The organism is Hymenobacter edaphi, from assembly GCF_003258365.1.
Lineage (GTDB): Bacteria > Bacteroidota > Bacteroidia > Cytophagales > Hymenobacteraceae > Solirubrum > Solirubrum edaphi.
The window spans coordinates 574,096-586,239 of record NZ_QHKM01000001.1 but is presented as its reverse complement, the minus strand read 5'-3'; the positions used below and the strand labels follow the sequence as shown (position 1 = coordinate 586,239).

Annotated in this window: 7 protein-coding genes; 1 reads left to right on the top strand and 6 read right to left on the bottom strand. The window is 64.3% G+C overall.

The window, feature by feature from the left end; genetic code table 11:
• Positions 1-167: 167 nt before the first annotated feature.
• The 6 genes from DLM85_RS02260 to DLM85_RS02235 all read right to left on the bottom strand — a co-directional run bounded on the left by DLM85_RS02260 (position 168) and on the right by DLM85_RS02235 (position 9,198).
• Positions 168-806: a chemotaxis protein CheC gene (locus tag DLM85_RS02260; RefSeq protein WP_243635848.1), complete on the bottom strand. Its 639-nt coding sequence runs from the start codon at positions 804-806 to the stop codon at positions 168-170.
• A 74-nt stretch (positions 807-880) separates the two neighbouring features.
• On the bottom strand, positions 881-2,515 hold the full coding sequence (locus tag DLM85_RS02255; protein WP_111476435.1) for a chemotaxis protein CheA: 1,635 nt from the start codon (positions 2,513-2,515) through the stop codon (positions 881-883).
• Positions 2,512-3,624, bottom strand: coding sequence for a chemotaxis protein CheB (locus DLM85_RS02250; RefSeq protein ID WP_111476434.1), 1,113 nt, complete (start codon positions 3,622-3,624; stop codon positions 2,512-2,514). The genes DLM85_RS02255 and DLM85_RS02250 overlap by 4 nt, the downstream gene beginning before the upstream one ends.
• 74 nt (positions 3,625-3,698) lie before the next feature.
• On the bottom strand, positions 3,699-4,079 hold the full coding sequence (locus DLM85_RS02245) for a response regulator (RefSeq protein WP_111476433.1): 381 nt from the start codon (positions 4,077-4,079) through the stop codon (positions 3,699-3,701).
• A gap of 48 nt (positions 4,080-4,127) precedes the next feature.
• A complete protein-coding gene (locus tag DLM85_RS02240; RefSeq protein WP_111476432.1) occupies positions 4,128-4,667 on the bottom strand; it encodes a chemotaxis protein CheW in 540 nt (179 codons plus the stop codon).
• A 76-nt stretch (positions 4,668-4,743) separates the two neighbouring features.
• Positions 4,744-9,198: a methyl-accepting chemotaxis protein gene (locus DLM85_RS02235; protein ID WP_243635847.1), complete on the bottom strand. Its 4,455-nt coding sequence runs from the start codon at positions 9,196-9,198 to the stop codon at positions 4,744-4,746.
• 354 nt (positions 9,199-9,552) lie between these two features.
• Here DLM85_RS02235 and topA point away from each other — a divergent pair, with 354 nt between their 5' ends.
• A complete protein-coding gene (gene topA, locus DLM85_RS02230) occupies positions 9,553-12,030 on the top strand; it encodes a type I DNA topoisomerase (RefSeq protein ID WP_111476431.1) in 2,478 nt (825 codons plus the stop codon).
• The last annotated feature ends 114 nt before the right edge of the window (positions 12,031-12,144 follow it).

The window sequence follows — 12,144 nt, the reverse complement described above, 5'->3', positions numbered from 1 at the left end:
TCGAAAGGTCAGGCAGAATTAGAAGTCGTCTGTCGTCCTGACGAAGGAAGGACCTTATCAAGCGTGAACATATCGTGGTGACGACTATTGTTCAGACGTGGTAAGGTCCTTCGCTATGCTCAGGATGACAGACGACATTTCACGGTTTCCGGGCACCCGGCCGGGGGCTAGGCGGGCAGGCCGTTGCCGGGCAGGTCGTAGGTGCGGATGATGGTCAGAATCTTGTCGAAGGTTTCGCGGTCGAAGAAGAGCATCAGCGGCAGCTCCACGTTGCTGTTCTGGTCGGAGAACTGCGTGATAACCGAGAAAATCAGCGGCTGCATCTTCGGGTGCGTTTCCAGCAGGCTGTCGAGCGAGTGGGCCAGGTTGCCGTGGGTGGCGGCGCGCGGCGGGGCCCCGTAGATCTTGGCCTTCAGGATGTTGGCCAGCTGCGTAACCAGGGCACCGGTGATGATGTTGCTGATTTCCAGCAGCAAGGACTCCTGCATTTCGTTGATCTGCAGGTCGTCGCTTACGTCCATGCGCAGGCACACCTTGGAGAGGCGCTGCACGTGCTGGCCGGAGAAGAACATCAGCGTGGTGCCGTTGAAGTCGCCCTTGATGTCGGACTGAATGGCCACGTGGCTGCTTTGGTAGCTGCTGATGAGCTTGAGAATGTCGCCGGCACGCACCAGCTCCAGGCTGGGCACTTCCAGCAGCACCCGTTCCTGGGCAATGGCTGCAAACGAGTCGGCGGCCCGCGCCAATCCAATATTCAGGATTTCGCGGATAATATCCCGTTCCAGATCATTCATGAGCAGGTCCATACGGGTGGCTTAGGTTAAAAGCAGGCCGGCGGCGGCAACGCGGCGGCGACCCTGGGGGGTTGGCAGTACGAATTTCATGGGCGGCGGGATAAGAACAGGCGCGTAATAGCCGGCACATCGAGTACCAGGCACACCTGCCCGCTGCCGAGCAAGGTAACACCGCCAAACAGATCGATCATATCGAGCGGCTGGCTGACGGGTTTGATGACGATATCCTGCTGGCGCAGAAACCGGTCGACAATCAGGCCTAACTTGCGGCCGTTGTAATTGGTGATGATGATGTCCTGGGGGCCCAGCAGTGCGGCGCGGTTGGCCGGCGGCAGCGCGTCGTCGTTGTCGGCCAGCAGGTCGGCCAGGCGCACCACCGGAATGTTCTCGGCCAGCACCTTGGCCAGCAGCGTGCCGCCCACCACGTGCAGCTTCTCGGGCCGCAACGACACCACCGAGTCGGTGTGCATCAGCGGCAGGGCGTACGGGTGGCCGTCCAGTTCGAAGAGCAGGGCGCCCTTCACGGCAATGGAGGTGGGCAGCACCAGCGTAAAGGTGGTGCCCTGGCCCAGCCGGGAGTCCACGCGCAGCTGCCCGCCGAGCGAATCGATGGCCAGCTTTACCACGTCGAGGCCCACGCCACGGCCCGAAATTTCGGTTACTTGCTCGGCCGTCGAAAAGCCCGCTTCGAAGAGCAGGTTGTGGACCTCCGCTTCGTTGAGGCGGGCCGCCGCCTCGCGCGAGAGCAGCCCGCGCTCCACGGCCTTGCGGCGCACGCGCTCCGCATCCACGCCGCGGCCGTCGTCGCTGATGCGGATCAGCACGTTGTCGCGGTCGGTCTGGGCCGACAGCGTGAGTTGCCCGACTTCCGGCTTGCCCGCCTTCAGGCGCTCCTGCGGCGTTTCGATGCCGTGGCCGATGGCGTTGCGCACCAGGTGCAGCAGCGAATCGGTGATGATCTGCAGGATGTTGCGGTCGATCTGAATGTCCTGCCCGCTGATGGTCAGCTCCACTTGCTTCTGCTCGGCGGTGGCCACGTCGCGCACCACCCGGGGGAACTTGTTGAACAGCGTGCCCACGCCCACCAGGCGGGCGTCCATTACCGAGTACTGCAGGTCGTCGGCCAGGCGGCTGAGGTGGGCCGTCACGCTCTGCAGCGTGGTGTCGCCGATTTCCTGGGCCAGCGTCAGCACCCGGTCCCGGTCGATAATCAACTCCCCGACGAGGTTGAGCAGGTGGTCGAGCTTCTTGATCGGGATGTAGACCAGGTCCGACAGCTCCAGCTTGCGGGTAGCATCCTCCTCGGTGCCCGATTCGTCGTCCACCAGCACCGGCTCCTCGCCCTCGATAACGCGGTCCAGGTTCTCAACGAGCGGGACGTTTTCGGTCAGCGGCAGGTTGGCACCCACGGCCCGGATCATGCCGCCCAGCACGTCGATGCCGCTGAAGAGCACGGGCACCATCGAGCCGGCGAAGGGCCGCTCCTTGCTGCGGATCTGCCCGAAGATGGTTTCCATGCGGTGGGCCACTTCCCCGATGGCGTCGTGGCCCATGGCGCGGGCGTTGGCCTTCAGGTTGTGGAGCAGGCGGAACACTTCGTTGAGTGCGCCCTCGTCGCCCGGCCGCTTTTCCAGCACCGACATGTGCTGGCTCATGGCGTCGTAGGCCTCCAGGGCCTCGGCCATAAACAACTCCCGGTATTCCTGCTCGCGTGACTTCATCGGGAGTACGAACGGATAGCGGGGGCCACGCGCACCGGTGCGGCGGGCCGCAGCGGCTGCACGTGGCCGTTGATAAAGCGGGCCATGTCTTCCAGCGCCAGCACGGCCGAAGCGTGCCCGCCCTGAATGACGGCCTTGGGCATGGCAAATACAGCGGCCGACTGCTCGCTCTGGGCCAGCACCGTGCCGCCGAAGTGCCGGATCATGGCGGCTCCGGCGGTGCCGTCGCAGCCCAGCCCGGTCAGCACCACGCCCAGGGTGCGGGCACCGGCGGCCCGGGCCGCCGAAATCATCAGCAGGTCAATGTTGGGTTCGTCGAGGCCGGCAACGGGCTCGTTGGCCTGCTGCAGCCACACGGACTGACCGGCTTCGCCGCGCACGGCCCAGTTCGAGCCGCCCGGCACCACCACAATCTGTCCGGCCTGCAGGCGCAGTCCGGCGCGGCCTTCCACCACCGGCAGCGACGCCGCCCGGCGCACCCGCTCCAGCAGCGACGCCGTGAAAGCGGCCGGCAGATGTACGGCCACCACCACCGCCCAGCGCAGCCCCGGCTGCAGCCCGCGCACCAGGGTTTCCACCGCCGCCGCCCCCCCCGTTGAGCCGCCGATTACGACGACGCCGCGCGGAGTGGTGCTCAGCACGTGGCCGGCCATTCCGTAGGCCACCGAGCCGCTGCTCACGCTTAGCCGTTGCAGGGCCGCCGTGGCCACCGCCCGCGACTGATGCACCTTGCGCAGCAGGTCGCGGCGCACAAAGCCGTAGTCCGGGTCGGTGGGCGCCGGCAGGGGGCCGATGTGGTCGTATACTCCCCACTGCGAGGCTTCGCGCAGCGTGGCGGAGGGCAGCGTGTAGCCGGCGTAGAGCAGTACGGGGCCGCGGTGAAACTGCGCCAGCCGCTTCATGCTGGCGGCGGGCTGCTCACCGGTGATGATCAGGTCGGGCCGCAGGCGGCGGGCCTGGGCAATCAGGTCGTCGGGACCGGCGGTGCTGCCCACAATCTGCACGCTCGCGTCGGTCCGCAGCAGCTTGGACAACGCCAAGCGCATCAAGCCTGGCAGGTCGCCAAGCAGGATGGTCAGGGGAGCGGGCAGTACCGGGGTATTAAACAAAGCGAAACGTAACAGAAGCCGAAAACAAGCCGGGCGCCGCGGTTAGGCGGCCGCGGCGCTGCCGGAAGCGGGGATTAGGCCGAAGCGCCGCTGTCCTGCAGCGCGCCGCCCACGATTTCGAGCACCTTGTCTTCGGAGAACGGCTTCACGATGTAGGCCGAAGCGCCGCTTTCCAGGGCTTCGTTAACGATAACCTCCTGGCCTACGGCCGAGCACATGACGATTTTCACGTCCGGCAGCTCCTGGCGGATATCCTTGAGCACTTCCAGGCCGGTGTTGTCGGGCAGGATGACGTCGAGGGTAATCAGGTCGGGCTTGGTTTCGCTGGCTAAGTCGCGGGCCTGCTGGCCGTTTGCGGCCTCACCCACCACGTCGTAACCGGCGTCGGTGAGCATATTTTTCAGCATCGTGCGCATGTAGAACGAGTCGTCTACGATGAGGATGCGGTTTTTCATAAGAGTTCGGTCTAGGGAGTGAGCGAGGAAGTGGCAGAGTTACCGGGCCTATCTACGCTCGGCAGCGGCGGAAGATGTGGATTTGGGCTTGAGCTGCATGATTTCCTCGGGCGTGAGCAGCTTGAGCATGTCCAGCACGATGATGATGCGGTTTTCCACCCGGGCGATGCCCTCGATGTATTTGTCGTTGATGTTCAGGTCCTGGATAAACTCCGGAGCCTTTTCGATGCTGGCTGCCGGCAGCGACAGGGGCTGCGGCACCTCGCGCACGATGATGCCGATGGTGTAGTCCTTGGCCTCGAGGGCCATGGTGTAGGTCACGCCCGTTACCGGCTCGTTGCTGGAGTTGCGCAGCCGGAACCGCTCCTCCAAGTCGATGATGGCAATGATGTCGCCGCGCAGGTTGGCAATGCCCTTCACGAAACGCGGCGTTTTGGGCATGCGCGCAATTTCGGGAGTGAGCGTGACCTCCTTTACCTGCTCGATGCGAATCCCGTATTCTTCGCCGGCAAGGCGGAACACGATGAGTTGCACGGGCACGTCGGGCTTGGAGGCTTTTTTGTCGGCGGCCGCTTGACTATCAGGCATGCACGGGGTGGATTAGGGCGAAACGGACAGCCCGGCCGGAGCGGATAAGGCCCCGGCGGGCGGCACTCAGACCGTGTTATTTCTTGCGTTGCTTAGGCGTCGGGGCTTTGGCGGCGTTATCCGGGCGCTGGTTGTCGACCGGCTTGCCGTTTTTGGCCTCGGGGGCCGCGGCCCGCCGTACCGGCGCCTTGCGGGGCGTGGGCATAGTCGGTTCGGTGGGCTCGGCCGCGCTGGCCGCCGGCTTGCGCGTTGGCATCGGGCGGGCCGGGGCGGCGCTGGTGGGCGCGCCGTTGGCCGTACCGCCGGCAGCGGGACGCTGGGCCGGAGCCGGACGGCGCGGCGGCGCGGCGGGTGCTGCGGACGGCGCCGCCGAAGCGGCCTGCCGGGCGGCCATGCGGCCTACTGGACGCTGGGCCGGTGCCTCGGGCTGCTGCGCTACGGGCTGCCGACGCGCCGGGCGGGCGGGCCGCACGGGCTCGGGCTCGTAGTAGGCATCCTCGGCCATGTAGTCCATCAGCTGGAAGGCCGAGAGGCCCACCTGCAGGTCGTCGGCAATGTCGGTCAGCTTCTGGCTCGACGCGGTCAGCTCGGCCATCGACGAGCTGAGCTGCTTGGCCGTGGAGGCTACCTGCTGGGTACCCGACGCCGTTTGCTCGGCAATGGCAACCACTTCTTCCACGTACTTCACCACGTCGCCAATCGAGGTTTTCTGAATCTCGGTGGCCGTGAGAATGTCGCGGGAGGTGCGCAGGATTTCGCCCGAGCTGGTGGCAATGTTCTTAAAGGCCGAAGAGGCCTCGAACGTGGCGTTCTTCCCTTTCAGTACTCGACCTTCCATGGTCGAAATAGCCGCGGCGGCCGAAGCGGTGTCCTTTTTCACGTCTTCCACCAGCGTGTTGATTTCGTTGGCGGATTTGCGGGAGCCTTCGGCCAGCTTGCGGATTTCCTCGGCTACCACCGCGAAACCCCGACCGGCTTCCCCGGCGCGGGCGGCTTCGATGGCGGCGTTCAGGGCCAGCAGGTTGGTCTGGGCGGCAATGTCGGTGATTACGCCCAGCGACTTACTGATGTCCTGCGAGCGGACCGACAGTACGTCGATGGTGCGGGCGGTACCGGCCGAAGCGCTGGAAATTTCTTCCATGTTCTTTACCACCTCGGCCACGGTTTTCAGACCGAGCTGCGAGGTTTGCTCCCCGAGGATGGCGGCTTTGTTTACCACGTCGGCTTTGTTGGCCGTTTCCTTGGTGGCCGTCATGATTTCCTCGATCAGCTTGAAGGCCTGGTCGGTCTTCATAGCCTGGTTCTGGGCACCCTCAGCCATCTGCTGCATGGCCAAGGACACGTCGACCGTGACGCGGCTCATCTCCAGACCTTTCTGCGCCATTTCCTCCGACGAGGCTCCTACTACCAGCGACGACTCGTTGATTTCCGCCAGCAGCTCGTTGAGCGAGTCCACGGCGGTGTTCAGGGCCATGGCCATGGCGTAGATGTCGCCGGCGGTGGGTACTTCCACGCGCTGGGTCAGGTCGCCTTCCGAAAGGGCCCGCACCACGCGCGACACTTCCAGTACCGGCGAGGCAATGGACTCGATCAGGTCGTTGAGCGTATCCACGATGTCTTTCCACGAGCCCGATACGCCGGTTACCATGGCACGCTCGGTCAGCTTGCCTTCCACCCCGGCCACGCGGGCCACGCGCGACACTTCCTGCGCCAGGCGGTTCAGGTCGTCCACCATGCGGTTGATGGTGTCGGCCAGGTCGGCCACCTCGCCGCGGGCTTCCAGCGTCAGCTTCTGGGTAAGGTCACCCTGCGATACGCCAGTTACTACCTTCACAATACCCCGCACCTGCGTGGTAAGGTTGGCGGCCATGCGGTTTACGTTGTCGGTCAAGTCCTTCCACACGCCCGACACGTTCGGCACGTTGGCTTGGCCGCCGAGGCGGCCTTCGGTACCTACTTCCTGTGCCACGCGGGTTACTTCGCCGGCAAACACGTTGAGCGAGTCCACCATCTGGTTGAGGATGTTCTTCAGCTCCAGCATTTCGCCGCGCACATCCACCGATACCTTCTGGGTCAGGTCGCCTTTGGCTACGGCCGTGGCCACGTTGGCAATGTCGCGTACCTGCGAGGTCAGCGAGGCGGCCATCGTGTTTACGTTGTCGGTCAGCTCCTTCCAGGTGCCGCGCACGTTCGGCACGTTGGCCTGGCCGCCCAGTTTCCCTTCGGTGCCCACTTCGCGGGCCACGCGGGTTACTTCGTCGCCGAAGGTGTTCAAGGAGTCCACCATCTGGTTGAGGTTTTCCTTCAACTGCAGCAGCTCGCCCTTTACGTTCACCGTGATTTTCTGCGACAAGTCGCCGCGGGCTACGGCGGTGGCCACGTTGGCAATGTCTCGCACCTGCAGGGTCAGGTTCGAGGCCATGTTGTTTACGTTGTCCGTCAGGTCCTTCCACACCCCGCCCACGTTCGGCACGTTGGCCTGGCCACCCAAGATACCCTCGGTGCCCACTTCCCTTGCCACGCGGGTTACTTCGCCGGCGAAGATGTTGAGCGAGTCCACCATCTGGTTGAGGTTGTTCTTCAGCTCCAGCAGCTCGCCCTTTACATCGACGGTTACTTTCTGCGTCAGGTCCCCTTTGGCTACGGCCGTGGCCACGTTGGCAATGTCGCGCACCTGCGAGGTCAGGTTCGAGGCCATCGTGTTCACGTTGTCCGTCAGCTCCTTCCAGGTGCCCCCTACCCGCGGCACCACGGCCTGACCGCCCAGCTTGCCCTCGGTGCCCACTTCGCGGGCCACGCGGGTTACTTCGTCGCCGAAGATGTTCAAGGAGTCCACCATCTGGTTCAAGATGTTCTTGAGCTCCAGGATTTCGCCCTTCACGTTCACCGTCATCTTCTGCGACAAGTCGCCGCGGGCTACGGCGGTGGCCACGTTGGCAATGTCTCGCACCTGCAGGGTCAGGTTCGAGGCCATGTTGTTTACGTTGTCGGTCAGGTCCTTCCAGGTGCCGCCCACGCCGGGCACCACGGCCTGGCCGCCGAGCTTGCCCTCGGTACCCACTTCCAATGCCACGCGGGTTACTTCGCCGGCAAACAGGTTCAGCGAGTCCACCATCTGGTTGAGGTTCTGCTTGAGCTGCAGCAGCTCGCCCTTCACGTCCACCGTGATTTTCTGCGACAAGTCGCCTTTGGCTACGGCCGTGGCCACGTTGGCAATGTCGCGTACCTGCGAGGTCAGGTTCGAGGCCATCGTGTTCACGTTGTCCGTCAGATCCTTCCATACCCCGCCCACGCCGGGCACCACGGCCTGGCCACCGAGCTTGCCTTCGGTGCCCACTTCCTGCGCCACGCGGGTTACCTCGCCGGCAAACAGGTTCAGCGAGTCCACCATCTGGTTCATGTTCTGCTTCAGCTGCAGCAGCTCGCCCTTCACGTCCACCGTGATTTTCTGCGACAAGTCGCCTTTGGCTACGGCCGTGGCCACGTTGGCAATGTCCCGCATCTGGCTCGTGAGGTTCGAAGCCATGTAGTTCACGTTGTCGGTCAGCTCCTTCCACACGCCGCCCACGCCGGGCACCACGGCCTGGCCGCCGAGCTTGCCTTCGGTGCCCACATCCTGCGCCACGCGGGTTACCTCGCCGGCAAACAGGTTCAGCGAGTCCACCATCTGGTTCATGTTCTCCTTGAGCTGCAGCAGCTCGCCCTTCACGTTCACCGTGATTTTCTGCGACAAGTCGCCGCGGGCCACCGCGGTGGCCACGTTGGCAATGTCGCGCATCTGCGAGGTCAGGTTCGAGGCCATCGTGTTCACGTTGTCCGTCAGATCCTTCCACACCCCGCCCACGTTCGGCACCGACGCCTGGCCGCCGAGCTTGCCCTCGGTGCCCACTTCCTGCGCCACGCGGGTTACTTCGCTGGCGAAGACGTTCAGGTTGTCAATCGTCTTGTTGATGGTTTCGGCCATCAGCTTGAAGTCGCCCGACACCGGAATCTGGAACGACTCGTCCAGGTTACCGCGGCTGATGTTCTTCAGCACCTTGCCCACTTCCAACACCGGCACGGCGATGGAGTCCACCAGGCCGTTGATGTTGTTGATCATGTCCCGCCAGAAGCCCGTCGCGTTTTCGCCGGAGGCGCGGGCTTTCAGGTTGCCCTCCACCCCGGCCACCTTGGAGATGCGCGACACCTCGCCGCCCACCCCGCCGATCATCTCCACCATGGAGTTGTATGCTTCGGCTATTTCGGCGAAGATGTCGTCGTTCTGCTTGGTCAGGCGCACCGAAATGTCGCCCTTCTTAAAGGCGTCCAGCGCGTAGAGCACCCGGTTGAGCTGCTCGTTGACGTAGTCCGGATCGGCCGAGTCGTTGGCGCCGCCGCGGGCCACGCCGCGTTTGCGCGTCAGGTCCGACGTAGTGCGCGCCAGCATGCCGGTGCCGTTGCGGGTAACGGGTCCGGTGGCAGGCGTATCGGGCAGGTTAGCGTCGGAGGGCGTAGGCGTCGTAGCAGGTTTGCTGGTCTTACCGGTGGCCATATGTGCGGAATGCAGGGCGCGAGGAAGCGCAGTGAGGGCGTGGGGAAGCCGGCCGGGCATGGCAGGCGGTATCGGCAAAAGTAGCAAACCGTATCGGTTGCGCGCTACTATATATTCTTTTGTGTTCGGGGCGGGTCAAATATGACTTCGCAAGGGTGCTGACCGGCAATACTTTCACGGGGGCGAAACTCGGCGCGAATCCGGCGCGTTGCTAGGAGCCAACCGGCGACGCGAGGCGGCCCAATGGATTATTCGTTCATCTTTGCGGCCAACTTCAACGCCGCGCCGCGCTTTTTGTTTCCGTTTTTTCCCCAAACCGACGCTTAGCGCCTACCGATACTACCCCCTCATTGTATGGTCAAGAATCTTGTCATCGTGGAGTCGCCCGCTAAGGCGAAGACCATAGAAGGCTACCTGGGCAAAGACTTTATCGTCAAGTCCAGCTTCGGCCACGTCCGCGACCTGCCCAAGGACAACAACGCCATTGATATTAAGAACGGCTTCAAACCGACCTACGTGGTGTCGCCCGACAAGCGCGAGGTCATTGCCCAGCTGAAGAAGCTGGCCAAGGAAGCCGAAACCGTGTGGCTGGCCAGTGACGATGACCGCGAAGGCGAAGCCATCAGCTGGCACCTGGCCGAAACGCTGGACCTGACCAACGAGAAGACGCGGCGCATCGTGTTCCGCGAAATCACCAAGAATGCCATCCTGAACGCCATCGATTCGCCCCGCGAAATCGACCTGAACCTGGTAAATGCCCAGCAGGCCCGCCGCGTGCTCGACCGCCTCGTGGGCTTCGAGCTCAGCCCGGTGCTCTGGAAAAAGGTGAAGACCGGCCTTTCGGCCGGCCGCGTGCAGTCGGTGGCCGTGCGCTTAGTGGTGGACCGGGAGCGGGAAATCAGCCAGTTCAAGACCTCGTCGGCCTACCGCGTGGTGGCCCGCTTCGACGCCGGCAACGGCGCCGTGCTCGAAGCCGAGCTGCCGCGCCGCCTGCCCACCCGCGAGGAAGCCGAGAACTTCCTGGCCCGCTGCGTGGGCGCGGCCTACACCATCGACACCTTAGAAAAGAAGCCGGGCAAACGCTCCCCCGCCCCGCCCTTCACCACCTCCACGCTGCAGCAGGAGGCCTCGCGCAAGCTGAGCTTCTCGGTGGCGCAGACCATGAGCGTGGCCCAGCGCCTCTACGAAGCCGGCAAGATCAGCTACATGCGGACGGACTCGGTGAACCTCTCGCAGGAGGCGCTGACCGGCGCCAAGCACGAGATTGAACGCAGCTACGGCCCGGAGTACGCCCACACCCGCCAGTACAAAACCAAGGCCGCTTCGGCCCAGGAGGCTCACGAAGCCATCCGCCCGACGGACTTCTCCTTGATTAAGGCCGGCGAGGACTCGGCCGAGCAGCGCCTGTACGATTTGATCCGCAAGCGCGCCCTGGCCTCGCAGATGGCCGACGCGCAGATCGAGCGGACCACGGCTACCATTGGCATCAGCACCCAGCCCGACACCCGCCTGACGGCCACGGGCGAGGTCATTACGTTCGAGGGCTTTCTGAAGGCCTACACCGAGAGCAAGGACGAGGACGAGGCCACGGACGGCGAGTCGTCGTTTTCGCGGGGGCTGCCGCCGCTGGCGGTGGGGCAGCCGCTGCCGCTGCAGCGCCTGACGGCTACGGAGCGCTACGCCACGCCGGCGGCGCGCTACACCGAAGCCTCGCTGGTGAAAAAGATGGAGGAGATGGGCATCGGCCGCCCGTCGACCTACGCCCCGACCATCAGTACCATTCAGAAGCGCGGCTACGTGGAAAAAGACTCGCGCGAGGGCAAGGAACGCAAGTTTCACGTGCTCACGCTGAACGGCGGCGAGGTGCAGACCGAGGTGAAGACCGAAACCTACGGGGCCGACAAGGCCAAGCTGTTTCCCACGGACACGGCCATGGTGGTGAACGACTTCCTGGTGGAGCACTTCCCGGTGATTGTGGACTTCCAGTTCACGGCCAAGGTGGAGGACGAGTTTGACCGCATTGCCGACGGGCTGGAAAGCTGGGAGGAAATGATTGCGGCCTTCTACGGCACCTTCCACGAAACGGTGGAGCGCGGCAAGGAAGTGGAGCGCGCCGACGTGGGCACCACCCGCGAAGTGGGCCTGCACCCCGAAACCGGCGAGAAAATCTACGCCAAGCTGGGCCGCTTCGGGCCCTACGTGCAGCTGGGCGAAATCGACGAGGACAAAACCAAGAAGCCCGCCTACGCCAACCTGCGCAAAGGCCAGTTCATCGAAAGCCTGACGCTGGAAGACGCGCTGGAGCTGTTTAAGCTGCCGCGCAACGTGGGCCAGTACGAGGAGGCCGACATGACCGCCGCCGTGGGCCGCTTCGGTCCTTACATCCGCCACGACGGCAAGTTCTACTCCCTGGCCAAGGGCCAGGACCCGCACACCGTGACGGCCGAGGAAGCCGTGGAGCTGATCAACGCCAAGCGCAAGCAGGAAGCCGAGAAGGTTATCAAGAGCTTTGAAAGCGAAGGCCGCGCCGACGTGCAGGTGGTCAACGGCAAGTACGGGCCCTACATCGTGGCGGCGGGCAAGAACGTGAAGATTCCCAAGGGCGAGGAGCCCCGGGAGCTGACGCTGGCGCGCTGCATCGAGCTGGCCGACGCCACCCCGGACAAGCCCGCCAAGGGCCGCTTCGGGGCCAAGAAAGCGGCCCCGGCCGCCGACGGCGCCGCCAAGGCCCCCAAGACGACGACCAAAGCGGCAGCCAAGAAAACCGAGGGCGCCGCCAAAAAGCCGGCGGCCAAAAAAGCAACCGGCACGGCCAAGAAAACGACCAAGTAGCCGGTCCGGCTTTCATCTCGCAAGCCCCGCTGACGCAAGCTCGTCGGCGGGGCTTTTGCGTGGCGTACTTTTGCGGGCTGCGGCCGGGCGCTGAAGCAGGAAACGAAGCCGGTG